Source organism: Pseudarthrobacter niigatensis (assembly GCF_030812615.1).
Taxonomy (GTDB): Bacteria; Actinomycetota; Actinomycetes; order Actinomycetales; family Micrococcaceae; genus Arthrobacter; species Arthrobacter niigatensis.
This window is the reverse complement of sequence record NZ_JAUSTB010000003.1, coordinates 18,512-44,847: the sequence shown is the minus strand read 5'-3', so window position 1 is coordinate 44,847 and position 26,336 is coordinate 18,512. Positions and strand designations below refer to the sequence as shown.

The following is a 26,336-nucleotide window of genomic DNA, read 5'->3' as shown; positions in this document are numbered from 1 at the left end:
CCCGGAAATGAACTGCGAGTTAGTCGCCCTCTGCCGGTGCCCATCCCAAAGCCGGCCCCAGCATCCTCGCAATATCCGTAAGTATCTGAACGTAATCCTCGTGGTCGAAGCTGAAGGGGAGTGCGAAGGCCACTTCGTCCACTTCCTGGAAGCCCGCGTGGGCGTACAGCTGTTCGGCGATCTCCTCGCTGGTGCCGATCAGATCAGCCGCGAACATCATGCCCCGCGGCCCTTGCGGAGCGGCAGTCCGTGGAGTGCGTTCGTCCACGTACCGCTGGTACTTCTCCCGCTGGGCCGCAGTCGCCGAATCGGTGGGGATCACCACCAGCCCCTGCGACACCCGGGCCCCATCGTGGCCGGCAGCAGCAGCCGCTTCCCGGAACGCCCGGATCTGCGACTGCTGGACCAAGGCAAAGTCGGGCTCCTGGTCCTTGTCGGGGAAGATCACGCTGCTGGAGAGCAGATTGAACCCATTCGAACCCGCCCATACCGCTGACTTCGTACTCCCGGCTCCATACCAAAGACGGCTCCGCAGCCCTGGCGAGTGCGGCTCCACGCGGTTCGAAAACTCCTCCACCACGCCCTGCTTACCGGAAAACTCCCGGACCGTCTCCCCGGCAACCAAACGCGCAAACCGCTCCACGCGGGCGTAACTGAAGTCCTCCACGTCCGCCGTATCGGGGTACAGCTCGTGCTTCACCGTGTCGTACTGCATCGGTTCGCCCACGCTCACGCCGGGGTTGATCCGTCCGCCGGCGAGCAGGTCCACGGTGGCCAGGTCCTCGGCCAGGCGCAGCGGGTTCTCCCAGCCCAGCGGCGTCACGGCAGTGCCAAGCTCAATGTGCGAGGTGCGCTGGCTCGCCGCAGCCATCACCGCCACAGGCGAAGAAATCCCGAACTGCAGGTGCCGGTGGCGCAGCCAGGCACTGTCGAATCCCAGTTGCTCCCCCAGCTCGATGATCTGCAACGTGGACTCGTGGCCCGCAGCCGGGTTTGCCGGATCAAACAAGCCAATGGTCAGAAACCCCAGCTTGCGCAGGGGACGGTTGGGGTGCGGCATCGGCTTCCTTCAAAGCGGCGGACGGGGCTGGTTTCAGACTAGGCGGAAGCCCCTTAAATGAACCAGCAAGCATTGACGCACATGACGGCCTTGTGGTTAGGCTCACCACGAGCCAGCGACGGCCCGCCACAGGAGGAATACATGTCATTGCAGGAAATCGAATTCACGTCCGCCAACGGCCGTGACACCATCCAGGCGTGGGTCTACGAGCCCATCGGCCAACCCAAGGCCATCGTGCAGCTGATCCACGGGCTCGGCGAGCACTCCCGCCGCTACCTCCACCTCATCTCCACCCTGGTGGACGCGGGATTCATCGTGGTGGCAGGCGACCATTCCGGGCACGGGCGCACCGCGATGCAGCAGGGCACGTGGGGCGATGCCGGGGAGGACGCAGCCAGCGTGGTGGTGGCGGACGAGGTCACCCTCCAGGCCAAAGCCAGGGAGGCACTCCCCCAGCTTCCGTACGTGGTGTTCGGCCACAGCTGGGGCTCCATGATCGCCCGCGGCATGGCCGTCAATCCAGGTGCGCAGCTTTCCGGCCTGATCCTCTGCGGAATCGCCGCCCAAATGCGTGGCATCGAGAAAAGGATCAACCGGCCGGAACTGGCACGGCTTGCCTCCGGCGAGAGTGCAGCGGAACCCGCGCCTGAGGAACTGGTGGGCCAGTTGTTCGACGGTTTCCTGGGCCGCCTGGGAGAAGACGCCGGCCCCACCGCCTGGGTGGCGCTGGACGCCGACGTCGTCACCGACCACGGGAGGGACCCCTTCAACAACTTCGGCGCACCGCTGAGCGCACGGTTCCTGCAGGGCTTCGTGGACCTCTACGACCAGGTCACCTCGGACGACTGGTACAAACAGCTCCCCGCGGACCTCCCCGTGCTGATCCTCGCCGGCGACCAGGACCCCGTGACCAACTACGGCGAAGGCGCCTACCACGTGGCAAACCGCCTAGCGGATTCGGGCCACGCGGACGTCCGCACCCGCGTCTTCCCCGGCGTCCGGCATGAGGTGCACAACGAACCCACCACCCGCGCAGAGACAGAGCGCGAGACGGTCGAGTTCATCCAGCGTGTCACCCAGCGGCAGGACTCCCCCACACCGTCAGCTGCAGGCTGACCGTCCCCGAGGAAAGCACCCCGCTGGAAGGTTCGACGGCGGCACTCACCCGCCGCCGTCGTCGTACCTTCCAGCAAGGGGAGGCTCAGTCAGCTGCTGATTGCTCCAGCAGCCGTCGGATGCGTTCGACGGTTGGGTCGATGCCCCCTGTTGACTCGACCATCAGGCCGGATTCGTCGGTCTGCAGCTCCTCCAGGGTTTCCAGCTGGGACGTGAGCAGCGACGCCGGCATGAAGTGTCCGGGGCGTTGGGTGAGGCGGTCCTGCAGTGCCGGCCTGTCGGCTTTCAGCAGGATGAACGTGGTGGCAGGCGCGGCCGTCCGGATGGCGTCCCGGTAGCTTCGTTTCAGTGCTGAGCAGGCAACAATGGTTGGTTTTTCGGTGCTGGCGGACAGCTTGGTACCCACCAGGTGCAGCCACGGCCATCGGTCATCGTCCGTGAGGGGAACGCCCGAAGCCATTTTCCTGATGTTTGCTTCCGGATGCAGGGTGTCGCCATCGACGAAACTGGCGCCGAGCCGGGTGGCGAGCGCCTGGCCGACGGAGGATTTCCCTGCACCGGAGACCCCCATCACCACGATGCTCTGGGGCATTACAGGGCGCCCTGCCGGGCAGTGCCGGCGGGAATGGGCGTCAGGCGGGTGACCTCGACGGGTTCTGCCAGGAGTCCTTCGAGGGAGGCGTTGAGCCGCTTCACGGCGTCCCCCACTCCGTGGGCGTCGAGCAGCTCGGCGCTCTCCCATTTCTCAATCATGACGATCTGGCCGTTCGGCGCATCGTGGATGGCGTACAGAAGGCATCCGGTTTCCTCGTGGACCTCGGCGATGGCGGGCTTGAGGGCCGCGACAACCTGGTCGCGGGCGCCGTCGTTGGGCGTGAAGACTGCAGTGACGACGATGGTCATGATGGTTCCTTTACTCGATTGCTGGTGACGCTCAGATAAATGCCTGTGTGGTCAAGGTCCCCGAGACCCTCGGTGACCATTGCCTGGAATGCCGAGGTCAGGGTGTTGGCGACGGGCAGTGCGAGTCCGGCATCCGCGGCCGCCTCCGTGACAAAGCGCAGGTCTTTGAGCTGGTTTTTGGCCGAACCGCCACCGTGGAAGTCCCCTGAAACCCAGCGTTCGCCTTTTTGCTGGAGGACTTCAGAGTTGGCCAGGCCGCCCTTGAGGATGGCCTGGACCTTTTCCAGGTCCAGGCCGGACGCCTTCGCCAGCGCCATGGATTCCGACAGGGCGGTGACCGTTGCCGCCACCACGATCTGGTTGCAGGCTTTCACGATGGCCCCGGCGCCGGCCTCCCCGAACCACATGACCGTGGAGCCGTAGAGCTTGAAAAGCGGAGTGAGCCATTCGACCACACTCCCGGGCCCGCCGGTCATGATGCTCAGCCGGCCCTGCTCCGCCCCGATGGTCCCGCCGCTGAGCGGTGCGTCGATGACCACCACCCCGTAACGGGACTTGCAGTGGGCTGCGAAGGCGGTGACCGCCGTGGGGGACAGGGTGCCGTGGATGACCAGGACAGGTTCAGCCACGCCTGTCCGCGCCCACCCCGCGAGCAGGCCGTCCTCGCCTTCCAGGAGTGCTTCGACCTGGGGCAGGTCCGGCAGAACGGTGAGGACCACATCCGCCGCGGCCTCCGCCGGCCGGAGCGCTACTGTCCCCCCTTCGATGGCTTCGGCTTTCTGGAGGGTGCGGTTCCACAGCGTCAGGGGTACCCCGGCGTTGATGATGTTCCGGGCGATGGGGGCTCCCATGGGGCCGGTGCCGAGCAGCGAGACGGAGACACCGGGATCGAGCGCTGAGGGACGTTTGGTTTCTGTCATGGGCTAGAAGGGGATCAGGCCGGCGAGGGCGGGAAGGAAGGTGCTGAACCAGGGCACGGCGGCGAGGACGAGGAGGCCGACGAACACCGCTACCAGGTAGGGCCAGAAGTGTTGGAGGCTGTTTTCCACGGTTTCGCGGGCGGTGGCGCAGGCGACGTAGAAGCCAACCCCTGCCGGCGGGGCGAAGGATCCGATGCCCATGGAGATGATGAGGACCATGGCGTACTGCACGGGGTTGACGCCGAAGTCGGTGGCGATCGGCAGCAGCAGGGGCGCGAAGATGAGCACCGCTGGCAGGCCTTCGAGGAGCTGGCCCATGATGATCAGCAGCACCACCGTGAAGAGCATGAACAGGATGGGGGAATCGCCCAGCCCGGACATCAGGTCGTGGATCTGCTGTGAGACGCCGGCCAGGGCGAGGGTCTGCGCCAGGGGCGACGCCGCGGCGATGATGAACAGCACCATGCCCGCCGTCGTGGTTGTTTCACGCAGGGTGTCCCCCAACAGGCGCCTGCTGCCGCGGCGGTAGGCTGCCGCGAGCACGAAGGCGTAGGCGACGGCGACCGAGGAAACTTCCGTGGGGGTGGCGAATCCGCTGAGGATCCCCACCACCATGCCCACGGGCAGCAGGAGCGTCGGCAAGGCGAAGAACGTGGCGGAGCCCCGGGCCCGCCACGTGGCCTTGGCGCTTGGGACGCCTCCCTGCTTGCGCGCCCTCAGGAAGACCAGTGCCATGACCACCAGGGCGAGGAAGGCTGCCGGCACGAAGCCTGCAAGGAAGAGGGTGGTGGTCGAGATGGTGGTGATGGAGCCCAGGATGAGCAGGACGATGCTGGGCGGGATGGTTTCGCCCATGATGGCCGACGCCGACAGCACGGCGACCACTTCTCCACGCGGGTACTTACGCTCTTCGAGCATGCCGCGCATGGTGGTGCCCACTGCTGCGACATCGGCGACCTTGGAGCCGGAGATACCGGAGAAGATGTACATGGTGACCACCACCACCTGCAGCAGGCCGCCGCGGAGATGGCCGATCAGTGCATCGACGAGCTTGGCCAGCGGCAGGGTGAGGCCGGCCGAGTTCATGACCGTGCCGGCCAGGATGAAGAACGGGATGGCCAGCAGGACGAATCCCTTGGCTCCGGACGCCATGCCGATGGGGATGGCGCTTACGTCGGAAATGCCGCCGAGGTACAGGTAGATGCCGGAGGCGAGGGCCAGGACAAACGCAATGGGCAGTCCCAGGAACAGCAGGCCGAACAGGGCCACGAGGACCACCACGAGCAGGACGTTCGGTGAGGCGTAGTAGAACAGCGGCGGGGAGATCAGGACGACGGCGACGAGGGCGGCTGCGATTCCGGCACCGACGACGGCGGGTCGCCAGGCCTGGCGCCGAAGTTTGACCAGGGCAAACCAGGCGATGAGGACCATGCCCACCGAGAAGGGCAGGTTGACCCAGAACACAGGCAGCTGAAGGATTGGAGTCTTTTCCTCGACCTGCTGGACGAGGGTGGGCACGAACAGGGCAAGCGCGCCGGCGCTCATGACAAAGACGAGCCAGTCGACCAGCGCCGCGAGGTACGGCTTCCAGGATGCGGGCAGGCGCATGATGAGCGCCTGGACGGACATGTGTGCGCCTTTCGGGTAGGCGATGGCGCCGCCGATGAAGGCAATGGTCAGCAGGGCAATCTCGGACACTTCCTGTGTCCAAAGCACTGAATCACCGGTAATGAGGCGGACGGTGATGTTCAGGAGGATGACCACGAGCTCCGCGAGAATCGCCGCTCCCACAATCCCTTCGAGCGTCTTGTCGAGCCAAGCTGCGCCGCTCCAGCGGTCTGGCACGTGGTCGTGGTGGAGGATTTCCTCCGCTTCGAGGGGAAGGACTTCCTCGTAGTCCTGGGGAGCAACGGTGGGTTTCATGGTTTTCCAGACTGTCGACATTGAGAGCGGGATGTGTGTGGGGAGTGGGGTGCTGGCACGGGTGGGAGCCGCCTTGTGGGCTCCCACCCGTCCTTGCTACTTCTTGCCGGTGAAGGCGATGGCCTGGTCGAAGAATTCCTTGCCGATGAGTTTGGAGAACTCCGGGTAGAGGCTTTGGGAGGTGGCCTTGAATTCGGCGAGCCCGGACGCGCTGAGCTCGTTGGCCTTCATGCCCTTGGCTGCCAGTTCATCCAGCTGCTTCTTGGACTGTTCCTCGTCATAACCGGTCTTGAAGGTGGCCGTTTCCTCTGAGGCGGCGGTGAGCGCCTTCTTCTGGTCCTCCGTCAGGGAATCCCACTTCTTCGATGACAGGGCCAGCACCCAGGCGTCGTTGATGTGGTTGGTCATCGAGACGTATTTCTGCACCTCGGAGAACTTGTTCGTCCAGGGAACCTCAATCGGGTTTTCCTGGCCGTCGATCGTTCCGGTCTGCAGGCCGGTGAAGACTTCGGAGAAGGCCATGGTCGTGGGGCTTGCGCCCAGCTTGCCGAAGAAGTCGGTCCACAGGGTGTTGCCCGGCACCCGGATCTTCAGCCCCTTCAGGTCGGACGGCTGTTCAATCGGGCGCACGGAGTTGGTGATCTCGCGGCCGGTCCGGGTCAGGAAGGCGAGTGCCACGGTGTCCTTTGCCGCCAGCTTGTCCTTCAGGACCTTTCCAGGTTCTCCAGCCAGGAACTTTGCCTCTTCCTTGGTGTCCGAGAAGAGGTAGGGGATGCTGATGCCGTTCATTTCCGGCACCACCGAGGCGTAGACGGAGGTGGACAGGATGAGTCCGTCGAGTGATCCGCCCTGCAGCCGGGTCACGGCGGCGTTCTGGTCCCCGCTGAAGCTCGTGCCGTTGGGTACCACGGTGACCTGGACGGAACCGTTGGAGGTCTTCTTGACCTGGTCGGCGAAGTGCTGGGCGGTGACGCCGACCGAGGACGTCAGCGGGTCAGGGATGGAGAGCTGGATCTTGGCCACCGGGGCGCTTTGGCCGGCGGGGGTTCCGCCTGCACAGCCGGACAGCAGGGCGGCGGCCAGGCTGGTTGCCAGTACCCCGGTGATGGCGCGGGTCTTGAAGTTCATTCGATGCCTTTCTTCATTGGAAGGATGCGGTGGTACTGGTTCAGGAGACGGTGACGGGGGCAGAAATCAGCGCTTCGGTTTCGCGGCGGAGTTCCAGCGCTTGGGACAGGGAGTCATCAATGATGACATCGTCCCAACCAACGATCGCTCCCTTGGGCACATCGTTACGCAGCTCCACGTGGTGGGCCAGGGCGACGGGGAGGGCGCCGGTGGAGACCGAGTGCTTGGCGGAAACCAGCTTGCCCCACACCGTGAAGCCGCCTTCGCCGTCGAGGAATTCACCGGCCTTGAGGTCTTTCTTGGCGGTAGCGACCACATCGCCATAGAAGCCGACGGGCCCGCCGGTGGGGATGCCGCGGAGGGCTGCGTTGGCGATGGACATGTTCAGTTCGAGGCCTACGTAGTGGTAGGGGCGGTACAGGGCGGCGTACTGGCCGGTGGGGTCCGGGTGCCAGGGGTATTCGTTGAAGCAGCCGGAAACGTAATTGTTGGTTGCCTTGACGACGACGAAGACGCCCTCCTGGGTGTTGTGGCTGATCCAGCTGCCGTCGCGGTTGACGCTGGACATGACGTCGACGCTTCCTTCGTGGGCCAGGGATCCACCGACGGCGGCCGGGCGGCAGATGGTGGCGATCTCTTCAACGTTGCCCGGTGTGAAGCTCAGGCCGGAATCGGAGGGGGCCAGCCCCGCGCCGTTGGCCACTGCCGCCATTTCGATGGCGGCCTTGGTGCCGTCGCGGAACGAGGTGTGCATGTAGGGGTTGAGCTGGCCGGAGTCGGTCAATTCCTTGGAGAACTCCCAGTTCTCCCAGACGTTGTCCGGGTTCATCTCGTGGTAGTGCTCCAGGTATTTTGCGCCCTTGCCGGCGCAAACCACATCAAAGCCGCTGGTGCGGGCCCAGTCGACGAGTTCCATGATGAGGGCCGGCTGGTCCCCGTAGGCCATGGAGTAGACCACGCCTGCTTCCTCGGCCCGCTTGGCCAGCGCAGGGCCGGCAAGGGCATCAGCTTCGACGGTCACCATGATGATGTGCTTCTTGGTTTCGATTGCCTTCAGGGCGTGCTTGATGCCGACGATCGGGTTACCGGTGGCTTCGACAATGACGTCGATGTCCACGTCGAACAGTTCGTCAGCGCTGGCGACGATGGCGGTGGAGCGGTCCTTCAGCGCCGTAGCGATATCGGGAGCTACCTGGGAAGCAGGCCAGTCCACCAGCTCGAAGGCCCCCTGCGCCCGCTTGACGTTGATGTCGGCAATGGCAACAACGTGGATGCCGGGGATGTTGTTGGCCTGCGCCAGGTACATGGTCCCGTAGCGGCCGGCGCCGATCAGTCCAACGCGGATGGGACGGGACTGCTGCTCACGCTCGCTGAGGAGTTTATGAAGGTTCACGGGAATCTCTCTAGGGGGTGCTTGGCCAAAGAAAAGCACCTCCGGCTTGCCGGATGGCACAACTTCTTTGTCGCGTTTTGTGGGAAAAGCGTCCGGAGTGGAACCGGTTCCACTTTTGTACCAGCTGCTGATAAGCTGTGTCAACGATCACCTTCCAGCCCGGCGTCATGAAGCAAACGGCTGAAAGAAATCGCGTAGGTCATAACCACGAAAGTCTTGTGTCTCAAGGAGGAGCGGTGCGCAAAGCGCCTACCATTCGCGACGTAGCGTCTGCTGCGGGAGTATCCGTCTCTGTGGTCTCACGGGTACTGAACCCGGAGTCGGGACCGGTCGCACCCGCAAAGAGGCAAGAGGTCTTGAGGGTCATCGATGAACTGGGTTACCGGCCCAGGGCGGCAGCGCGTGAACTCAGCGCCGGGCATGCACTCACCATCGGCCTGGTGGTCACCGATCTCTCCAACCCGTTCTTCGCCCGCCTGGCGGACAGGATCGTCTGGGAGGCGCGCAGCCATGGCGTGCAGGTGGTGTTGATGACCACGCAGGAGGATCCGCACCTGGAGGCGGACTCCCTGGATACGTTGCTGGACCGGTCGGTCAGTGGCGTCATTGCCACTCCCACCGGGGGCAACATCGAAAAATGGAGGCGCCTGCGCGACCTCGGCGTCAATGTCGTCTTCATCGACCGTGCCATCGAAGAACTCGAAGATGTCGATGTTGTCAGCATCGAAAACTTTGACTCGGGACAACGCTCAACCGAGCATCTCATCAGCCTGGGCCATACCCGGATCGGGCTGATCACGGGCCCGCTTACCACCTCCACCGGGAGTGCGAGGTTGAACGGCTACAGGGCTGCACACCGGAACGCCTCCCTGCCAGTAGACCCCACGCTGATACGTGACGTACCTTTTCGCGGGGACGCGGGCGGGGACGCCGTAGGATCGCTGCTTGCGATGCGCCAGCCGCCAACAGCACTCATCGTTGCCAACACGGCACAGGTGCAAAGTTCAGTCCGCAGGCTCGTCCAAATGGGCACTGACATCCCCGATCAGCTTTCGCTCATCGTCTTTGACGACAATCCCTGGACTGAACTCACCTCTCCCCCGCTGAGCGTCATCCGCCAGCCACTCGACATGCTCGCCGTCCATGCCATCGAGCTTGTGCTTGGGCGGATGCATGGGAAACTTCCGGACGGGGCCCGCCGCATCGAGGTCAAAGCGGACTACCTTCCGCGCAACAGCTGCGCGCCCGTTACCGCCCCGGTCGCGCGCTAAAGGCCTGCAGGGTCCAGCCCTGGAAGGCGGCCCTGGAGAAAAGCACCCGCAAAAATGGTCGACGGCGGCACTCACCCGGCGCCGTCGTCGAACCTTCCAGCAAAACCGGCCGGTCACGTCAGGTGTGCGTAGCCTTCTGCTGCCAGCGGGACAGGCGTGCGAACGTGGGGCCAGCGGGCGCCGGGATTTTGGCTGGGTCGGCGCCCGGCCGCCGTCGGCGCAGTTCCAGCGCCAGCGCCTCCTGTCCGCGCGCCATCGCCCACCGGTGGTTCGCGGCAAATGCCGGCTTGAGCAGCCAGCCCAGCCGCCGCAGCAGCGGTTTCGCCGCACTGACCCGCCAGTCATAGGTGACCACCGTTTCAGGCCCGTCCTGCTCGAACGTCCAGCGTCCGGTGCCGTTGAGGTCGCCCCGCGCGGACAGCGCGAAACCCTGCTCCGTAACGGGCTCCGTGAGGGTGAGCTGCCACTTGAGCGTGTAGGGCAGCCAGCCTTTGGTGTGGAGGAAGAACGCCTTGCCGGTGCCGTCCGGATTGCCCGTATCCAGGGGCTCGACGTCCAGATACACCGATGGCCACCAGCGCGGAAGCGTGCCGGCATCCCCCAGGACGTCCACCACCTCCCGTGGTGTCCCGGCCACGCGCCAGACGGTCAGGAACTCATAGTCGGTGCTGCTTTTCGAATCGCCCATGGCTGCCTCCGCGGCGAGGATGAATAGGCGGCCCACAGTACGCACGCCGTTGTTTGTGGTCAACGGACGCCGCGCCTACGGCCGCCTACGGCCGCGCCGGCCGGGACCGGTAAACGTGCCCCGGCAGCAGCGGAATCCCCTCGAAGAGCTGGGGGGCGGACACCAGCTTGTAACCCTGCCCCTGCAAGCCCGCAATCAGTTCCTGCTGCCCGGATATTGTCGAGGGCTGGACGTCATGCATGAGCACCATCGCGCCGGGCGTGGTCTCCTTCAGCACCTTGGGCACGAAGGCCGCCGGATTCTTGCTCTGCCAGTCCAGCGAGTCCACGGCCCAGATCATCAATGGTTTGCCCACTGCCGCCTGGACAGTTGCATCGGCCGCGCCGTACGGCGGACGCATCATGCTGGGAGTGGAACCCGTGGCGGCCAGGATCGCGGCATCCGTCCGGTCCATCTCTTTCCTGATCGCGGGCGGGGACAGCTTGGTCAGGTAGGGGTGGCTGAAGGTGTGGTTGCCGATTGCGTACCCGGCCTCGGCAACCTGCCTGGCGGTGGCCGGGTTGGCGGTGGTGTTGGACCCGGTCATGAAGAACGTGGCCTGCGCGTCGTTGGCCTTCAGGATGTCCAGTAACTGGGGCGTGGTGCGGGGGTCGGGCCCGTCGTCGTAGGTCAGTGCAGCGCAGGGGACTATATCGCAGTTCACGTGCCTGTGGGCCGGGGCGCTTGCCGGGCGCGGTGCTGCGGCGGCGTTCAGCTGCCCCAGCACTTGGCGGCCGTAATCGCTGAGGGCAGCCGCCGTGTCTGCGGCATCCATCGTGGCCGTCACCTCCCGGCCGGGCATGCCGGGCTGCCCTGCGGAGACGGTCAGTTCGCCTTCCGGACTGAGGACAAGGTCGGTCGGGATTCCTTGAGGGGCGCGGGCCGCGATGTCGGCCGGGACGCCCGCCGCACGTGCCTGGATGGCCGGTATGGCGTCAGGCCTCAGCAGGTCGGTGCCGTTGCGGGCCGCGCCGGTGGCCAGGTCGACATAAACGGTGGCGGACGCCATCGCGCTGACTCCCTCCGGCCCGGCGTCCGACACCCTTTGACGGACCACGAGCACATTGCCCTTGGCCTGGACGGGTTTGGCCGAAATGACCATTTCCCGGCCCTGGTGCTGGCCGGCGTTCAGTGCCATCGCGGGCCGGTAGCGGCCACCCGCCGGAGCCGCCCCATCCAGGAGTCCCAGCAGCCACGAGTCGATCTGGGCGTTGAAGGCGGCCAGCCCGTCAACGTAGGTCCAGGACGCGTGGACGTGGTGGTTTCCCACCTGGGCCGTCAAGGCCATCGGGTACCCGCCCGGGACAGCGGCCGGCTGATCCAGCACGTCCGACAATGGCGGTGGCATCGGCACCACCCGCGGCTGGCTGGAAACCCGGTCATGGGACTGCAGCAGGGAAGGGGCCACCGCACTGCCAGCACCGCTGGCCAGCACCGCCGCTGCGCAGAGCGAGGCAACGAGCATACGCAGGCAGGCAACAGCCACGCTCCCGCGGGTGCGCCCCATACCCAGCCCCATCGATCCGCACGCTCCTCAGGTGTTGACCTCTCGATTGTCCCTTACTACCAGGCCCACATGACGAAACCGGAGGCAGTGGCCTGGAACCGGGGAGCTGCGGCAGCCTAGATGGTCACGTTGAGTCCCGCTGTGTAGCCGCCAGCGGCTGAACCGCTCATTGTTGCCAGCTGGTAGATGCCGCCGTCGTCCCCAAAGACGTTGTCCGATTTCAGGGTGGTGCGGGTCATGTTGGTGATGCTCTTCTCGTATCCGGGGGTGGCGTAGACGTCGTCGCAGGCCGCCTTGGGCAAGGCGATCTGGGAGACGGCCAGGACCTGCCCGGCAGCCGTTGCGTTGTTCATCGACTCGAACACCTCGAAATGGATGTGCGGCCAGCGCCCGGAGTAGGCGGCCGGGAAGATCGACGTGAAGGTGACCTGCCCGTTGGCATCGGCTTCCTGCACACCGCGCAGGTAGTTTTCGTTCTTCAGGCTCGAGTCGTACATCGAGTATTTTCCGTCCCGGTCACAGTGCCACGCGTACACCGCGGCGCCGGCCATCGGGGCGCAGCCGTTGGCGTTGTCCAGGAGGGTCAGCGTGAACGTCAGCGGAATGCCCTCGGCCTTCGCGGAAGCTGTGCCGAAGCTTGAGGTGATGTCCCGGCGCACCACTCCGGACGCTTCCAGGACGTTCGGCCCGTTGGAACCGTCGCCAGGATAGGGGCCCGCGGTTTCCTGCGGAATTTCCACCCCGCACTCGGCGATGGCCCGCGTCAGCGTTGGCGTGGCGGTGCCGGTGTCCGAGGCCGTGGCAGATGCGGCGGACGTGGTGGCTGCCGCCGTCGTGGTTGCTGCCGGCGAGGTGGAACCCGTGTTTCCGGCCGGTGAACACGCGGCGAGCGCGGCCACCGCACCGCCCGCGCCCAGGAACAGTCCCAGGGACCTGCGGCTCACCAGGGTGTTCAGGTCAAACTCCAGCCCCCGGTCATGGTCGGGGTGCGGCTGGTCAAGGTCGGGCTGGCGGGGTGCGCGTGAAGTGCTCATGATGCAAGGAAACCGCACGGGGCTATGCCGTGGGCCGGTTGCTGCTGTGCCGTTGCTGTGCGTTCGGACGGAGCTTCTTGCACGGCCGGCCGGGGGAAGGTACGACGGCGGCACCCGCCCGCCGCCGTCGTCGTCCCTTCCAGCGAAGCCGGCCCGGCGCATAAGGCGCCGGAAAAGCGAGGCGGGGCAGGCCCCTTGGAGCCTGCCCCGCCTCTTTGCACCGGCCGATGCCCTGCGCCCGACTTTCGGGTTTCCTGTTGCGATGGAGTATGCAGGAACATCTGCCGGCGGGTCTGGTGCGGACGCTGCGGCCTAGAGCGTCCTGGGATCCTCGGCGTACATCTTCAGCCGGATGTTCAAGGCGTCGGACATGTGGCGGGCGGCGATCTCACCCGCACGCCCGGAGTCGCCGTCCCCGATGGCGGCCAGCAGCTCGGCGTAGTCCGCCAGCACCACCGGCCACCGTCCCGGGTAGGTCAGGGTGGTGAGGGTGTACCGGCGCACCTGCTGGTCAAGGCGTTCCAGCAGTCCGATCAGCGACGGGCTGTGCGTGGCGTGCCACAGCTGGGCGTGGAAGGCGCGGTTGGTTTCGGCGAGCGCCCGGCCGTCACTGGGATCCAGCTGCTGCATCTGCGTCAGCAGCCCCGTGAGCAGCTGACGGTCCAGGGCCGTTGCCTTGACGGCAGCCTTGGCGGCGGCTGCCTGCTCCAGGATGATCCTCGACTCGTAAATGTCGATGATCTCCTCGGCCGAATGCGTGCGGACCACCACCGCCTTGCCGCGCCGCTCCACCAGCCCGTCCTGCTCCAGCCGCTGCAGCGCCTCCCGCACCGGGGTCCGGGATGCCCCGTAACGCTCGGTGAGCTTGGCCTCCGTGAGGGGCTCGTCAGGCGCAAAGACGCTCGCGAGGACATCCTCGCGGAGCCGCTGGTGGATGGGACTGGCCACTTTTTCCTCTTTTCCGTTGCTGGTGGGGGCTGCTGGGTTGCCTAGGCGATGGAGCCGGCGCGGCGGCCGAAGACGGCGCCCGCCGCAAGCCCGGAGCCGCCGGGGTAGTTTCCGCTGAACAGTCCGCCCAGCGCTTCGCCGCAGGCATACAGCCCTTCGAGCGGCTCCGCGTCTTCGGTGAGCACGCGGCCCCAGGTGTCCGTCTTGAGGCCACCGAAGGTGAAGGTGATGCCGCAGGTCACCGGGAAAGCGTAGAACGGGCCCGTGGCGATGCTGCGGGCCCAGTTGCTCTTCGGCGGCTGGGTGTCGGCCCGGCGTCCGTCCTTGACGTTGGGGTCGAAGGGCGAGCTGCCGGTGATCGAAGCATTGAAGCCTTTCACCGTTTCTTCCAAACCCTCGGGGCTGATGCCGGCCTTTTGGGCCAACTCGGCGAGGGTTGGAGCGGTGACCACCGAGACGCCCGGCATGTCGTACTCCTCGGCGCGCAGCATGGGGCGGGAAGAAGCGTCAAAGATCTGGAAGGCGGCCGAGCCCGGCTGGGCAAGGATGTCCCGGCCGTACTTCGCGTAGGTGTAGTTCCTGTAGTCGGCGCCCTCGTCCACGAACCGCTTCCCGTCGCTGTTCACCACGATGCCCAGCGGGTACCCGCCGCGGGTGAGCTGGTTGGTGAGCTGCAGGTTGCCCTCGTTCTCCGGGTGCCAGGCATCCCAGGCCACGCTGTGGCAGGTTGACCAATCGCCGCCCCTGGCCGCGCCGGCGTCCAATGCGGCGAGGATCATCTCACCGGTGTTGCCCGGCGTGCCGCGTACCTTCGCGTTCTGCCAGCCCTCCCCCAGGTGCCGGCGGCGCAGTTCAGGTGAGGCCTCGAACCCTCCCGAGGCGAGGATGACCGACTCGGCCCGGAGCTCACCTTCTCCGGATGAGCTGCGGTACCGGACCCCGCGCACCCGGCCGTCCTCCTGGATGAGGCCGGTGGCTGCGCAGTCGTAGATGACCTCAACGCCCATGCGCTCAGCAGCTGCGCGGTGGTCGGCCATCAGCCCCTTGCCGCCGCCCACATTGCCCACGTGCAGTCCGCCCCAGAACAGGTACCCGCCGTCCTGGGTCCGGTACGCCTGGCGTTCGTACATCAGGCGGTATTTGAGTCCCATGCCCTGAAGCCAGCGCAGGGTCGGGTTGCTTTCGCTGACCAGGACCGCGGAGAGTTCGGGGTCGTTGCGCCCTTCCGAGACCTTGGACAGATCGGCAAGGTATTCGGCGGCGGTGTAGGCGGGGACCTCGCTGGCGGCGTGCCGCTCATCAGGTTCCACGAATTCGATCAGCTCCTGGAGCCCGTCGTGGGAGATGCGCGTGGCACCGGCGGTGTAGAAGCTGTTGCCGCCCGATGCGGCTTCCCGTGCCTTTTCGAGCAGGACCACTTTGCGTCCACGCTCGGCGGCTGCAAGTGCTGCCGTAAATCCGGCGTTGCCGCCGCCCACTACCAAAACGTCGCTCTTGATCATCGTCAATCTCCTCAGCTCCATCGCTGTACACGATTGTATACATAGGTATGCCGTAGCATGCAATAGCGCCTTGGCGCAGGCTTCACGGGCTTGGCGGGAGGGTTTAATGCCGGGATTTGTGGCTATCCCAGGCGCGGGTGGCTGATTTCCTGGGCGTCGATGTACATCTGGATGCGGATGTTCTTTGCCTCGTCCATGTGGGCGCTGGCGATGCGGCCAGCCTCCTCCGCGTTCCGTGCGCGGATGGCCACCAACAGCTCCTCATGCTCCTTCAGCACGCGGTCCCAGCGCTCCTTGGTGGAGAGCGTGGTGCCGGGGTAGCGGATGAAGTGGACCAGGATCCGGTCCAGCAGGTCAAGGAGGGCGGCGCTGTGGCTGGCGGCCCAGATGCGCTCATGGAAGGTGCGGTTGGCGGCGGCCAGTTCAGCCGGAGTGGCAGCATCGAAATCAAGGGTGACCATGGCCTGGTGGGCGCGGTCGATCAGCATCAGGTCCATGTCGGTGTGCCGGAGAGCCGCGGTTTTTGCGGCGGCCTCCTCCAGGAAGGTCCGCACCTCGTAGAGGTCCAGCATCTCCTCCGGGCGGTACTCCCGCACCTGCATCCGCGAACCGTAGCGCTCCACGAGCCCCTCGGTTTCGAGGCGCCGCAAGGCTTCCCTGATGGGCGTCCGGGAGACGTTGTACTTCTTGGCCAGGGCGCTTTCAACGAGCTGGGCACGGGGAGGCAGCTCCTGCGAGATGATGGCGTTCCTGATCATCAGGTAGGGGCTTGTCTCTGGTTGCGACGCCACGGGCGGCCTCCGGTCTTCATGCAAACAAGCGGCAGGACGCGCCGGCGCCATACCTTTAGCCGCAATTCTAACGCACTGCATACCGTTTCGGCGCGCTGTGAACACCGTACCGATTTTCAGCACACCATCTCGCCCCGCAAGACACCAAGGCTGCCGTGTCGGTATTCATATTCAAATGACTGTTGCTTAAGTCATATCAACGGTATACCGTTTGTGACCAACGCCATACAGCACAGCAATTACCGGATTCCGGTTTGCCCAGCTTTGAACATTTATCCGGCGACTGCACACGGCAGCGCGGGGTATTTCAGGAGAACCAATGACGCTTCTATTCAGGGAAGAGCCGCAGGCCGGCACCCTCCCGGTCACCCCGGTACCGGCCACCCTCGTCCGTGGCGGCACCAGCAAGTGCTGGATATTCCGTGACGAGGACCTTCCGGCTGACGCCCTGGAGACGGACCGTCTCCTCATCCGCACCTTCGGCTCGCCGGACCTCCGCCAGATCGACGGAGTGGGGGGCGCCTCGTCCACCACCAGCAAGGCGATCACTGTGGCGGGCACCGACCCGGACGGAACGGTCCGCTATCGGTTCGCCCAGGTGGCCATCGACAAGCCGGCCGTGGAGTGGGCCAGCAACTGCGGCAACTGCGCCACAGCGCTGGGCCTGTACGCGCTCCATGCCGGGCTGGTCGCTCCCACCGGGGAAGTCACCCGGGTCCCCATCCTGAACACCGTGACCGGGCTGCGCCTCGTTTGCGAGATCCCCACCCCGGGGGCGCAGGTACCGGCCTACGGCGGGCGGCGCCTCGACGGCCAGCACTACCCCGGCGTCCCCATCGACGTCATCTTCCAGAAGTCCTCCTGGTCCAGCTACGGAGCACAGTTCCCCACAGGCAACGCCATCGATGACATCGAGGTCGACGGGAAGCGGTACCAGGCGACACTGATCGACGCGGGCGCCCCGGCTGCGCTCTTTGCCGCACAGGACCTGGGGCTGGACGCAACCGGCAGCGAGGAAGCTTTGGAGGCGCTGGTCCGGATCGCTCCGAAGCTGCGCGCTGCGGCCGCCTGCAGGATGGGACTGCCGCAGGACCTCAGCTCCATTCCGAAGGTGGGCATCGTGGGGCCTCCGCCAGCAGGCGCAACCGGCGTTTCGGCCCGGATGATCTCGATGACCGCGCTGCACCCCGCCATCGGCCTCACCAGCGCCGTCGCCGTCGCTGCCGCTTCGGGCACAACAGGCAGCGTGGTGCAGCGCAGCGTGGTTCCGGCGGCGGAGGCCGGACTCTTTATCCACCTGCTGAAAGGCAAGACGGCGCTGGCATTGGATGCAGCCGATCCCGCCGAAGTCTCCTTTCAACGCTCGGCCCGCGTCATCAGCGAAAGCACCATCCTGGTGCCCAGTGACTGAAGAAACCCCTACCGGAAAAACCCAGCCAAGGAATCAGCCATGAAAATCAGCATTCAAAACCTGCAGCTGAAGTACGGAAGCTTCACTGCCATCGAAAACCTCAACCTCGACATTGAAGACGGCGAGGCCCTGGTACTCCTGGGCCAGTCCGGTTGCGGCAAAACCAGCACCATGCGCTGCATCGCCGGCCTGGAAGAGCCCACCTCGGGGCGGATCATCATCGACGACGTGGTGGTGTTCGACTCCGAAAAAGGCATCAACCTGCCCCCGAACAAGCGCAACGTCGGCATGGTCTTCCAGTCCTACGCGGTATGGCCGCACATGACGGTGGCCCAGAACGTTGCCTACTCCCTCAAGCAGAAGAAGCTCTCCAAGAGCGAAATCGATGAGCGGGTCATGGAGGCCCTCACGCTGGTGGGCCTGGAGCCCTACGCCGACCGCGGCGCCAGCCTGCTCAGCGGCGGCCAGATGCAGCGCGTGGCCCTGGCACGCAGCCTGGTCATGCGGCCCAGCGTGCTCATGCTCGACGAACCGCTCTCCAACCTTGACGCCCGCCTGCGTGACCGGCTCCGGGTTGAACTGCGTGAAATCCAGCTCCAGCTCGGGCTCACCTGCGTGTACGTCACCCACGACCAGCACGAAGCCTTCGCCCTCGCAGACCGCATCGCCCTGCTCCAGGGCGGCCGGATTGTGCAGATGGGCGCACCCCAGCACATGTACGAGGCACCCGCCAGCGCGTCAATCGCCCACTTCCTCGGTGTTTCCAACATCATGGACTGCACGCCCGAGGGCACCGCCGCCGGGTCCACCACCGCACGCATCGCCAACAGCGAGCTCACCGTCCAGTCGGCCCAGCTGGCCAGTGACGCCGGGACCTCCCCCAAGGTGTGCATTCGGGCCGAGGACCTGCAGATCACCGCCATGCCCACCGAACACCCCAACTCATGGCCGGGAACGGTCCGGGTAGCGGGGTTCCAGGGCAATGACATCCGGTACGCCATCCAACTGGAATCCGGGCCCGAGCTTGATGCCCTGGGCGGACTTCGCCGCGGCGAACAGCACAAAGTGGGAGACCGCGTGTGGGTGACCGTCAACCCCCGCGAAGTCCAGATCCTGCCGGCTGAGGTCCTCGCATGAGCCTCAAGACCACCGAGGCGGCCACCCGCGCCGACGCCCGCCTCGCACCCATGCCGGCGCCCCGGGACTACCGTGCAGCCCGGACCCTTTCGGGCCTCCGGAAGAACACGCCGGGCCTGATCGTCCTGGTCATCCTCGGCGTCCTCATCGTCCTCCCCCTTGCCCTGGTGTTGCTGGCCGCGTTCTCGGACAGCGTTCCCCGGCCCGGCAGCATCTCCCTGGGCGGCCTGACACTGTCCAACCTGGCCCTGCTGGCCACCCCGGAAGCACTCGGGGCCCTGGTCAACTCGCTCATGGTCGGTGCCGGCTCAGCGATCATCGCCCTGCTGATCGGGGCATTCCTGGCCTTCGTGTGTGCCCGTTCCGATGCGCCGTGGCGGAAGTTCATCTTCTTCATCGGCATGGCGCCGATGTTCATCCCCGCCCTGGTGGGTGCCCTGGCCTGGTCGCTGCTGTGCTCGCCCAGCGCCGGCTACATCAACATCTTCCTCCGCGACCTGGGCATTGATGCCGCCATCAACATCTACAGCCTCCCGGGCCTGGTGTTCGTGCTGGGAATCTTCTACGCCCCGTACGCCTTCCTGCTGCTGCACAGCTCACTGTCGATGATGAACGCCGACCTCGAAGAGGCCGCCACCGTCCACGGGGCGCCCTTGCGCACCATGCTGCGGACCGTCACCCTGCCCCTGGCCCTTCCCGCCATCCTGGGCTCCGCCGTCCTGGTCTTCGCCTTGACCATGGAGAACTTCCCGGTGGCCCAGGTCATCGGCAACCCTGCCGGCGTGGACACCCTGCCCACCTATATCTACCGCCTGATGAGCGCCACCCCGGCCAAGAGCAACCAGGCTGCCAGCGTCGCCGTGATCCTGACCGTTGCGCTGATGGCCGTGACCCTCATCCAGCAGCGCATCATCAACAAGCGCAAGTTCACCACCATGACCGGCAAGGGCAACCGTCCCCGGCAAGTGCCGCTGCGCAAGATGCGCTGGCCGTTCACCATCCTGGCCCTGGCCTACTTCGCCGTATCGGTGGTCCTGCCGATGCTGGCCCTGCTGGCCGCTTCGATGCAGGCCACCCCGTTCGTGTCCTCGATGTCGCAGCTGCTCGAAGCCAACTCCCTTAGCTTCGCGAAGCTGATCGAGGTCCTGGGATCCAACGACTTCCAGCTCGCCCTGAAGAACAGTGTCCTGGTGGCCCTGATCGCAGCCTTCGCCGGCACCACCCTCAGCTTCATCGCCTCCTACATCCGGTACCGCACCAAGTCCAAGGTGGGACGCCTGATCGAACTGGTCGCCATGACCCCCCTTGCCGTCCCCGCCATCGTCATGGGCATCGGACTGCTCTGGACCTGGCTGCTCCTGCCGCTGCCCATTTACGGCACCCTGGCGATCCTCGCCGTCGCCTGCGTCGCAGTGTTCATGCCCCAGGGATACCGCGGAGTCTCCGCATCAATGCTCCAGATGGACCAGGACCTCGAGGACAGCGCCGTGATGCTCGGCGCCGGACGGACCAGGTCCGTCCTGGACGTCACCCTGCCCTTGATGCGCGTGGGCATCATGTCCTCGTTCCTGCTGTTCCTCATGCTCTCCATGCGTGAGCTCAGCGCCTCCATCTTCCTCTTCACCTCGAACACCCGGATCCTGTCCATCCTCGTGTTCGACAACTTCGACAACGGCCAGAGCCAGGCAGCTGCCGCCGTGAGCGTCCTGTACTGCCTCGTCATCGGAATCCTCGCCGTCATCGCCCAAAAAGTCGGCGGCGAACGCAAGACCAAGAACTGACCTCACACCCACCTTTGAAAGGGACACCCTCAATGAAGTTAGCCTCCAAACTCCCCGCCCTCACCGCCGCCGGAGTGCTCCTGGCCCTCAGCCTGACCGGCTGTGGAAGCGCCGCCCAGAGTGCCGGCGTGGTCACTGCCAGCGCAGCCGTGAACACCGACAACGGACTGGTGATCAACGGCGAATCCATCGCGGACAAGGACACCTATGAGAAGGCCAAGACCCAGACCCTGTCCCTCTACTCCGGCTACACCGACTCGTCCGAAAGCGCCCTGGTGGACGCCTTCACCAAGGACACCGGCATCAAGGTCAACGTCGTCCGCCTCACCCCGAACAAGCTCTCCGAACGCGTGCTCTCCGAGCAGGGTGCCGGCAAGCTCAGCGCCGATGTCATCCGCACGTCCGACTACCGGATCGCCAAGTCCATGGAGGACGCCAAGGTCTGGAAGGCCTACGACGTCCCCGGCGCTTCCGCACTCAAGGACGTCTCCGTGGACGGCGGCCAGTTCACCCGCATGTTCAACTCCGTCTACACCCTGGGCTACAACACCCAGCTGGTGAAGGAAGCCGATGCCCCCAAGTCATGGGCGGATGCCGTCGGCGGCAAGTGGCAGGGCAAGCTGGGCATCGTCCAGGGCGGCTCTGGCGGCAGCACCGCGGCACTGAACCGGTTCATGGAAACCAAGATGGGCGGCGACTACTTCGCCAAGTACGCTGCGCAGAAGCCCAAGATCTACGACTCCCTGGGCGCTGAAGCCACGGCTCTGGCCCGCGGCGAAGTGGCCGTGGGCACGGTCACCATCAGCGGCACCAACATCTCAGCCGTCCAGGACAAGGCCCCGGTCAAGTTCATCGTCCCCGAGGAAGGACTCGTCTCGTACGACTACTACCTGGGCATGACGGGCACCGCCACGAACGTGGAAGCCGCGAAGGTCTTCATGAACTACAACCTTTCCAAGCAGGGCCAGCAGGTCTTCGCGCAGATCGGTGAATACCCGGTCCGCACCGACGTGGCACCGCCCACCATCATGGGCGTAACCCTCCCCGCCGTCGATTCCGGCAAGGTCTACCGCATGCAGAACAGCGACGCCACCACTTACGGCAAGGACGACCTGGCCAAGTGGAACCAGGTGTTCGGCTACACCAAGTAACCCCGAAATCCCGCGCCTGGGGACCCGGCCTCCGCCGGGTCCCCAGGCTTTTTCGTTCCACACCATCCACCAGGAGGCCCCGTGACCGCCGCCCCGGACATTTCGGTGCCCCGGAACACCACGTCCCTGCTGGTCCTCCAGGACGGCAGCACCGTCGTCGAACTCGGCGACACCACCCGCGCCAGCTACGTCGCCTCCGTCCGCAAAAGCCTGCTCTCCATCCTTTTCGGCATCCAGGTGGCAGCCGGCACGGTCAGCCTCGACGCCACACTCGATGAGCTCGGTGTTGACGATGTGGGCGGCCTGCTGCCCATCGAGCGGACGGCGCAGCTCCGTGACCTGTTGACGTCGCGTTCGGGCGTCTACCACCCGCCCTCCAGCCCGGGCAGTGACGAGGCTGCCTTCCCTTCACGCGGCACAAAAGCACCGGGGCAGTATTTCCTCTACAACAACTGGGATTTCAACGCCGCGGGCGCCATCTTCGAGAAGGCCAGCGGCCTGACCGTCTTCGAAGCGTTCCAGCAGCACCTGGCCGGTCCGCTGGGGTTCGACGACTACGACCCCACACGCCAGCGAATGCTCGGGGACGCCCGAAAGTCCGCCTTCCCTGCCTACCACTTCTTCCTCTCCGCCCGGGACCTGGCCAAGATCGGGATGCTGATGGCAGCCGGCGGCCAGTGGGAGGGACGGCAGCTTGTCCCCCGGGAGTGGGCCACGGACAGCGTGGCCACCCATGTCAGGCGCGCAGACATGGCGCCGTCCACCGGTTTTGGCACCTGCGACTACGGCTATCTGTGGTGGCTCCCCCGGGAATCCGGCCCGCAGTGGCAGGGGGCGTTCCTGGCCGCGGGCAACTACGGCCAGTTCCTGCTGGTCCTGCCGGCGATCGGGAGCGTCATTGCGCACCGGCGCTTCGTCAGCGACAGCTTCGCCGTCGCCCGGAACACCCCCACGGCAGCTGCCTCGACGGCAGGCCCCGCTCCGGTGACCCACGCCGACTTCATGGACCTTGCCCGGGCTCTGGTTGCCGGGCCCCTGGCCCGGTAGGCGTCAGGAAAGGCACCGTACGACGGCGGCACCCTCCTTGTCAGGAAGCCGCGCCCTTGGCGATGGACCGGAACACCTTGGTGGCCTGCTGCGCGGCGGGGCTGAGCCGCCGGTTTGCCAAGTGGGCCAGGAGGATCCGGCGCTTCGGGGACCCGGCGAGCGGGACCGCCACGACGTCGGGGCGCAGGGCCGTCAGGGCCAGCCTGGGTGCCAGGGCGATGCCGATGCCGGCCGCCACCATGCCCTGTGTCTCCTGGTAATCGTTGGCGGCGAACGCGATCCGCGGTTCGAACCCGGCGTCGCGGCATACCCGGCTGAGGACGTCGGCCACGGGGTGCTCGTCGCGCACCACCCATTCCTGGTCGCTCAATGCGCCGATGCGGACCGAGCCCAGTTTCGCAATGGGGTGCTCCCGCGGGACCAGCAGCACTGTTGGATCGTTGGTCAGCCTGACCAGGGCGAGGTCGGGGTCCTCGATCTGTTGCCAGGGATAGTCCCACAGCAGGGTCAGTTCGATTTCCCGCCGCCGCAGCCGTTCCAGCAGGCCGTCCCGGCGGGCGCTGACAACCGTCACTGCCACCTCGGGGTGGCGGGCGCGGAACGCCAGCACAACGTCGGGCATCAGGGAGGCTCCGCCGGTGGGAAAGGTTCCAAGCCGGAGCTGGCCGCGCCGAAGGCCCGCGAACTCCCCCATTTCGGCGCGGGCAGCTTCCACGGTCCTGTCGATGTCGTCGGCGTAGTGCAGCAGGGCGTGCCCCGCCTCGGTCAGGACCACGCCCCGGGGATGGCGCTCGATGAGGACCACGCCCATCTCCTGCTCGAGTTTGGCTATCTGCTGCGACACCGCCGAGGTGGTGAAGGAAAGGGCGGCAGCAGCAGAGGTCAGGGAGCCGGAACGGCCCACCTCGCGGAGCACGTGGAGCCGGTGGAGGTCGAGGATTGCCATGCACTGAGTTTAGCAAAAGTAGATAGTCGTCCATTTATTTGCGATTGTGCTGAAGGCTCCCATCCCGGATCGTAGAAGTACAAGGTGCTGTGAAGTAGAGCACCTGCAAGTTACGAGGGAGAAATACAGTGGGACTCAAAGGACATTGGTACCGGGGCGGCACCAGCAAGTGCTGGCTCTTCGATGCCAGGGACGTGGCCCTCCACGCCCCCACCCGCGAGGAAATCCCCGCACTGCTGTCAGCCGCATTCGGCGCAGCGGACGCGCGGCAGCTGGACGGCGTCGGGGGCGGAACGTCCACCACGTCCAAGGCTGCGGTCATCTGGGCAACCCCTGGTGCCGAGGCAGACCTCGACTACCTTTTCGCCCAGGTGGGGATCGGTGACCCCACCGTTGAGCTGGGTTCCAACTGCGGCAACTGCGCCACCGCCATTGCCCTGTTCGCAGTCCAGACGGGCATCGTTCCCGCCCGGGACGGCATGACCAAGGTCCGCATGCGCCACGTCACTTCCGGTGCCGTGCTGAGCGGATCGGTTCCCACCCCGGGCGGACACATTCCCAAGTCCGGCCTGGCCCGGGTTCCGGGCAGCAGCGCCGCCGGCGTTCCTGTCAGCCTCTCGTTCCATGGCCCCTGGGGCCAGAACACCGGTGCACTCCTGCCTACCGGCAACACGGTGGACGAGCTCCAGGTCAACGGCCGGACCCTGGCCGCCACGATGGTGGACGCCGGCGCCCCTGCCGTGCTCCTGGCAGCCGACCAGGCCGGCGTCGATCTTTCCTCAATGACTGGCAACCTCACCGCCCAGCTGCCGGACCTCATCGCGGCACGGGCATCAGCCGGCCTCATCATGGGGCTGCGGAAGCCTGAGGATCCGCCGCAGAACGCCGTCCCGAAAGTCGGGGTGGTGGCTCCTGCAGGCGACTACACCGCCGCGGACGGAACAACCATCACCGCCGGCAGCCACGACGTGCGGGTGCGGATGCTGTCCATGCTGGCACCCCACCCGGCCATCGGCCTGACCTCAGCCGTGGCAGTTGCCCTGGCATCCTCGCTGCAGTCATCGGTCGTAGCCAACGCAGCAGGCCAATCACCATCCACCGGCACCGGAACTCCCCGCTTGCTGCGGGTCGGGACGCCCGCCGGCGTGATCACCGCCGAAATCATCACCGATGACACCGGCAACGTCAGCGAAGTGGCCCTCCACCGGGCAGCCCGCCACATCGCCACCGCAGATATCGACGTGGCCCCGGCCGCCGAGCTGTCTGCCTAAAACCCCTATCTCTTTGCCCCATCATTAAGGGGCCGCACCAACCAGGAAGTTGTTCAATGAAGATCAAATCCATCCTCGGACACCTGTATGTCCAGGTACTCATCGGAGTCGCCCTCGGCGTCGTTGTAGGCGCACTGTGGCCGGACCTCGGCTCGTCCCTGAAGCCCATCGGCGACGGATTCGTGAAACTCGTGAAGTTCATGATCGCCCCCATCGTGTTCTGCACCATCGTCGGAGGCATCACCTCCCTGCGGGACACCAGGAAGGTGGGGCCCACCCTGATCCGTTCGCTGGGCCTCTTCTACGCACTGACCGCACTCGCCCTGGCCCTGGGCCTGGCCGCGGTGACGCTGTTCCAGCCCGGCGCCGGGATGCACATCGATCCCGCGCACCTGGACTCTTCGGTGGCGCAGAAGTACACCACGCAGCTGCCCAGCAGCAACCCCGTGGACTTCATCCTCAGCATCATCCCCACCACCTTCGTGGGCGCCTTCGCGGACGGTGAAGTCCTGCCCGTGCTGGTCATTGCACTGCTGTGCGGCTTCGCCTTCAGCAAGCTCGGCGCACCGGGCCAGCTGGCGCTGAACGTGGTCAACAGCTTCAACAAGCTGCTCTTCATCATGTTCGGTTACATCATGAAGGTGGCTCCGCTGGGAGCCTTTGGGGCCATGGCCTTCACCGTTGGCAAGTACGGCGCCCACTCCATCGGAAACCTCGGCATGCTGATCCTTGCCTTCTACGCCGCCTGCATCGTCTTCGTGGTGGTGGGCCTGGGCATCCTGGCCAAGGTGACCGGCTTCAGCCTCTGGCAGATCCTGCGCTACTTCAAGGATGAGTTCCTGATCGTCCTGGCCACGTCCTCCAGCGAACCGGTCCTGCCGCGCCTGCTGTCCAAGCTTGAAAGGATCGGCTGCGACCGCAGCGTTGTGGGGCTCGTGGTCCCCACCGGCTACTCCTTCAACCTGACCGGAACGGCCATCTACCTCACCCTCGCCTCCATGTTCATCGCCCAGGCCTGCGACATCCACCTCAGCTGGGGCCAGATCCTGCTGATGCTCGGCATGATGCTGCTGACCTCCAAGGGTGCGGCCGGCGTCACGGGCAGTGGTTTCGTGGCCCTGGTGGCAACCCTGACGGTCATGCCCACCCTGCCGGTGGCCGGCGTGGCCCTCATCGTTGGCATCGACCGTTTCATGAGCGAGGCCCGTGCCCTCACCAGCACGGTTTGCAACATCGTCTCCTGCGTGGCAATCGCCAAGTGGCAGGGCGAGCTGGACATGGGCAAGCTCCGCTCCGAACTCCAGGCGGGCTTCGTGCCCACCGAGGCGGAGAAGGTCCAGCTGGCCGAACCGGCCCTGGCCCACTAACC

The 26,336-nt window shown here is 65.8% G+C and carries 23 protein-coding genes; 9 read left to right on the top strand and 14 right to left on the bottom strand.

Features of this window, described 5'->3' with window-relative positions; all coding sequences use genetic code 11:
- Positions 1 to 19 precede the first annotated feature (19 nt).
- On the bottom strand, positions 20 to 1,060 hold the full coding sequence (locus J2T23_RS05485) for an LLM class flavin-dependent oxidoreductase (protein WP_307357857.1): 1,041 nt from the start codon (positions 1,058 to 1,060) through the stop codon (positions 20 to 22).
- Between the two features lie 141 nt (positions 1,061 to 1,201).
- On the opposite strand from J2T23_RS05485, the gene J2T23_RS05480 reads away from it, so the two are divergent.
- On the top strand, positions 1,202 to 2,176 hold the full coding sequence (locus J2T23_RS05480) for an alpha/beta fold hydrolase (protein ID WP_307357855.1): 975 nt from the start codon (positions 1,202 to 1,204) through the stop codon (positions 2,174 to 2,176).
- An 85-nt stretch (positions 2,177 to 2,261) separates the two neighbouring features.
- Here the strand turns inward: J2T23_RS05480 and J2T23_RS05475 are convergent, their stop codons facing one another.
- The 6 genes from J2T23_RS05475 to J2T23_RS05450 form a co-directional block, all read right to left on the bottom strand.
- Entirely contained in the window at positions 2,262 to 2,768 is a 507-nt protein-coding gene (locus J2T23_RS05475; protein ID WP_307357853.1) for a gluconokinase, read from the bottom strand.
- The gene (locus J2T23_RS05470; protein WP_307357850.1) at positions 2,768 to 3,079 is read right to left on the bottom strand and encodes a putative quinol monooxygenase; all 312 of its coding nucleotides are present in this window, start codon (positions 3,077 to 3,079) and stop codon (positions 2,768 to 2,770) included. The genes J2T23_RS05475 and J2T23_RS05470 overlap by 1 nt, the downstream gene beginning before the upstream one ends.
- The gene (locus J2T23_RS05465) at positions 3,076 to 3,999 is read right to left on the bottom strand and encodes an NAD(P)-dependent oxidoreductase (protein ID WP_307357847.1); all 924 of its coding nucleotides are present in this window, start codon (positions 3,997 to 3,999) and stop codon (positions 3,076 to 3,078) included. Before J2T23_RS05465 ends, J2T23_RS05470 begins: the two co-directional genes overlap by 4 nt.
- 3 nt (positions 4,000 to 4,002) lie before the next feature.
- On the bottom strand, positions 4,003 to 5,922 hold the full coding sequence (locus J2T23_RS05460) for a TRAP transporter large permease (RefSeq protein ID WP_307357845.1): 1,920 nt from the start codon (positions 5,920 to 5,922) through the stop codon (positions 4,003 to 4,005).
- A 96-nt stretch (positions 5,923 to 6,018) separates the two neighbouring features.
- Positions 6,019 to 7,050, bottom strand: coding sequence for a DctP family TRAP transporter solute-binding subunit (locus tag J2T23_RS05455; RefSeq protein ID WP_307357843.1), 1,032 nt, complete (start codon positions 7,048 to 7,050; stop codon positions 6,019 to 6,021).
- 40 nt (positions 7,051 to 7,090) lie between these two features.
- Positions 7,091 to 8,443, bottom strand: a complete 1,353-nt coding sequence (locus J2T23_RS05450) for an NAD(P)H-dependent oxidoreductase (RefSeq protein WP_307357841.1) — start codon at positions 8,441 to 8,443, stop codon at positions 7,091 to 7,093.
- Positions 8,444 to 8,610: 167 nt separating this feature from the next.
- Between J2T23_RS05450 and J2T23_RS05445 the strand changes: the two genes are divergently transcribed.
- Positions 8,611 to 9,714 (top strand): LacI family DNA-binding transcriptional regulator, encoded by a 1,104-nt coding sequence (locus J2T23_RS05445; RefSeq protein ID WP_307358425.1) that lies wholly within the window; start codon positions 8,611 to 8,613, stop codon positions 9,712 to 9,714.
- 118 nt (positions 9,715 to 9,832) lie between these two features.
- On the opposite strand, the gene J2T23_RS05440 is transcribed toward J2T23_RS05445, so the two are convergent.
- The 6 genes from J2T23_RS05440 to J2T23_RS05415 form a co-directional block, all read right to left on the bottom strand.
- Positions 9,833 to 10,402, bottom strand: a complete 570-nt coding sequence (locus J2T23_RS05440) for an SRPBCC family protein (protein ID WP_307358423.1) — start codon at positions 10,400 to 10,402, stop codon at positions 9,833 to 9,835.
- Positions 10,403 to 10,487: 85 nt separating this feature from the next.
- Positions 10,488 to 11,948: a polysaccharide deacetylase family protein gene (locus tag J2T23_RS05435; RefSeq protein WP_307357839.1), complete on the bottom strand. Its 1,461-nt coding sequence runs from the start codon at positions 11,946 to 11,948 to the stop codon at positions 10,488 to 10,490.
- 116 nt (positions 11,949 to 12,064) lie between these two features.
- A complete protein-coding gene (locus J2T23_RS05430) occupies positions 12,065 to 12,982 on the bottom strand; it encodes an intradiol ring-cleavage dioxygenase (RefSeq protein ID WP_307357837.1) in 918 nt (305 codons plus the stop codon).
- Positions 12,983 to 13,294: 312 nt separating this feature from the next.
- Entirely contained in the window at positions 13,295 to 13,930 is a 636-nt protein-coding gene (locus J2T23_RS05425; RefSeq protein ID WP_141159023.1) for a GntR family transcriptional regulator, read from the bottom strand.
- A gap of 41 nt (positions 13,931 to 13,971) precedes the next feature.
- On the bottom strand, positions 13,972 to 15,432 hold the full coding sequence (gene tcuA, locus J2T23_RS05420; protein ID WP_307357834.1) for an FAD-dependent tricarballylate dehydrogenase TcuA: 1,461 nt from the start codon (positions 15,430 to 15,432) through the stop codon (positions 13,972 to 13,974).
- Positions 15,433 to 15,554: 122 nt separating this feature from the next.
- Complete coding sequence (locus J2T23_RS05415; protein WP_223992974.1) at positions 15,555 to 16,223, bottom strand: GntR family transcriptional regulator; 669 nt, start codon at positions 16,221 to 16,223, stop codon at positions 15,555 to 15,557.
- Positions 16,224 to 16,542: 319 nt separating this feature from the next.
- Between J2T23_RS05415 and J2T23_RS05410 the strand changes: the two genes are divergently transcribed.
- The 5 genes from J2T23_RS05410 (at position 16,543) to J2T23_RS05390 (ending at position 22,750) form a co-directional block, all read left to right on the top strand.
- A complete protein-coding gene (locus tag J2T23_RS05410; RefSeq protein WP_307357831.1) occupies positions 16,543 to 17,634 on the top strand; it encodes a PrpF domain-containing protein in 1,092 nt (363 codons plus the stop codon).
- 39 nt (positions 17,635 to 17,673) lie between these two features.
- The gene (locus tag J2T23_RS05405; protein WP_307357829.1) at positions 17,674 to 18,771 is read left to right on the top strand and encodes an ABC transporter ATP-binding protein; all 1,098 of its coding nucleotides are present in this window, start codon (positions 17,674 to 17,676) and stop codon (positions 18,769 to 18,771) included.
- The gene (locus tag J2T23_RS05400; protein WP_307357827.1) at positions 18,768 to 20,552 is read left to right on the top strand and encodes an ABC transporter permease; all 1,785 of its coding nucleotides are present in this window, start codon (positions 18,768 to 18,770) and stop codon (positions 20,550 to 20,552) included. The genes J2T23_RS05405 and J2T23_RS05400 overlap by 4 nt, the downstream gene beginning before the upstream one ends.
- Before the next feature lie 32 nt (positions 20,553 to 20,584).
- Positions 20,585 to 21,703 (top strand): ABC transporter substrate-binding protein, encoded by a 1,119-nt coding sequence (locus tag J2T23_RS05395; protein WP_307357826.1) that lies wholly within the window; start codon positions 20,585 to 20,587, stop codon positions 21,701 to 21,703.
- A gap of 81 nt (positions 21,704 to 21,784) precedes the next feature.
- Entirely contained in the window at positions 21,785 to 22,750 is a 966-nt protein-coding gene (locus J2T23_RS05390; RefSeq protein ID WP_307357824.1) for a serine hydrolase domain-containing protein, read from the top strand.
- Positions 22,751 to 22,790: 40 nt separating this feature from the next.
- Here J2T23_RS05390 and J2T23_RS05385 read toward each other — a convergent pair whose 3' ends face one another.
- Complete coding sequence (locus J2T23_RS05385) at positions 22,791 to 23,696, bottom strand: LysR family transcriptional regulator (protein ID WP_018772062.1); 906 nt, start codon at positions 23,694 to 23,696, stop codon at positions 22,791 to 22,793.
- A 128-nt stretch (positions 23,697 to 23,824) separates the two neighbouring features.
- Between J2T23_RS05385 and J2T23_RS05380 the strand changes: the two genes are divergently transcribed.
- Together J2T23_RS05380 and dctA are read left to right on the top strand one after the other, a co-directional pair.
- Complete coding sequence (locus J2T23_RS05380) at positions 23,825 to 24,967, top strand: PrpF domain-containing protein (RefSeq protein WP_307357822.1); 1,143 nt, start codon at positions 23,825 to 23,827, stop codon at positions 24,965 to 24,967.
- A gap of 56 nt (positions 24,968 to 25,023) precedes the next feature.
- Positions 25,024 to 26,334 carry a C4-dicarboxylate transporter DctA gene (dctA, locus tag J2T23_RS05375; protein WP_141159015.1) on the top strand — a complete coding sequence of 437 codons (1,311 nt, stop codon included), beginning with the start codon at positions 25,024 to 25,026 and terminating at the stop codon, positions 26,332 to 26,334.
- Positions 26,335 to 26,336: the final 2 nt, after the last annotated feature.

Bases quoted from the DNA above. Each gene is read 5' to 3' on its own strand.
- dctA (WP_141159015.1), top strand. From the start codon at position 25,024: ATGAAGATCAAATCCATCCTCGGACACCTGTATGTCCAGGTACTCATC.
- J2T23_RS05485 (WP_307357857.1), bottom strand. From the start codon at position 1,060: ATGCCGCACCCCAACCGTCCCCTGCGCAAGCTGGGGTTTCTGACCATT.
- J2T23_RS05470 (WP_307357850.1), bottom strand. From the start codon at position 3,079: ATGACCATCGTCGTCACTGCAGTCTTCACGCCCAACGACGGCGCCCGC.
- J2T23_RS05405 (WP_307357829.1), top strand. From the start codon at position 17,674: ATGAAAATCAGCATTCAAAACCTGCAGCTGAAGTACGGAAGCTTCACT.
- J2T23_RS05395 (WP_307357826.1), top strand. From the start codon at position 20,585: ATGAAGTTAGCCTCCAAACTCCCCGCCCTCACCGCCGCCGGAGTGCTC.
- J2T23_RS05410 (WP_307357831.1), top strand. From the start codon at position 16,543: ATGACGCTTCTATTCAGGGAAGAGCCGCAGGCCGGCACCCTCCCGGTC.
- J2T23_RS05475 (WP_307357853.1), bottom strand. From the start codon at position 2,768: ATGCCCCAGAGCATCGTGGTGATGGGGGTCTCCGGTGCAGGGAAATCC.
- J2T23_RS05460 (WP_307357845.1), bottom strand. From the start codon at position 5,922: ATGAAACCCACCGTTGCTCCCCAGGACTACGAGGAAGTCCTTCCCCTC.
- tcuA (WP_307357834.1), bottom strand. From the start codon at position 15,432: ATGATCAAGAGCGACGTTTTGGTAGTGGGCGGCGGCAACGCCGGATTT.
- J2T23_RS05445 (WP_307358425.1), top strand. From the start codon at position 8,611: ATGAAGCAAACGGCTGAAAGAAATCGCGTAGGTCATAACCACGAAAGT.
- J2T23_RS05480 (WP_307357855.1), top strand. From the start codon at position 1,202: ATGTCATTGCAGGAAATCGAATTCACGTCCGCCAACGGCCGTGACACC.
- J2T23_RS05385 (WP_018772062.1), bottom strand. From the start codon at position 23,696: ATGGCAATCCTCGACCTCCACCGGCTCCACGTGCTCCGCGAGGTGGGC.
- J2T23_RS05455 (WP_307357843.1), bottom strand. From the start codon at position 7,050: ATGAACTTCAAGACCCGCGCCATCACCGGGGTACTGGCAACCAGCCTG.
- J2T23_RS05440 (WP_307358423.1), bottom strand. From the start codon at position 10,402: ATGGGCGATTCGAAAAGCAGCACCGACTATGAGTTCCTGACCGTCTGG.
- J2T23_RS05430 (WP_307357837.1), bottom strand. From the start codon at position 12,982: ATGAGCACTTCACGCGCACCCCGCCAGCCCGACCTTGACCAGCCGCAC.
- J2T23_RS05465 (WP_307357847.1), bottom strand. From the start codon at position 3,999: ATGACAGAAACCAAACGTCCCTCAGCGCTCGATCCCGGTGTCTCCGTC.
- J2T23_RS05400 (WP_307357827.1), top strand. From the start codon at position 18,768: ATGAGCCTCAAGACCACCGAGGCGGCCACCCGCGCCGACGCCCGCCTC.
- J2T23_RS05435 (WP_307357839.1), bottom strand. From the start codon at position 11,948: ATGGGGCGCACCCGCGGGAGCGTGGCTGTTGCCTGCCTGCGTATGCTC.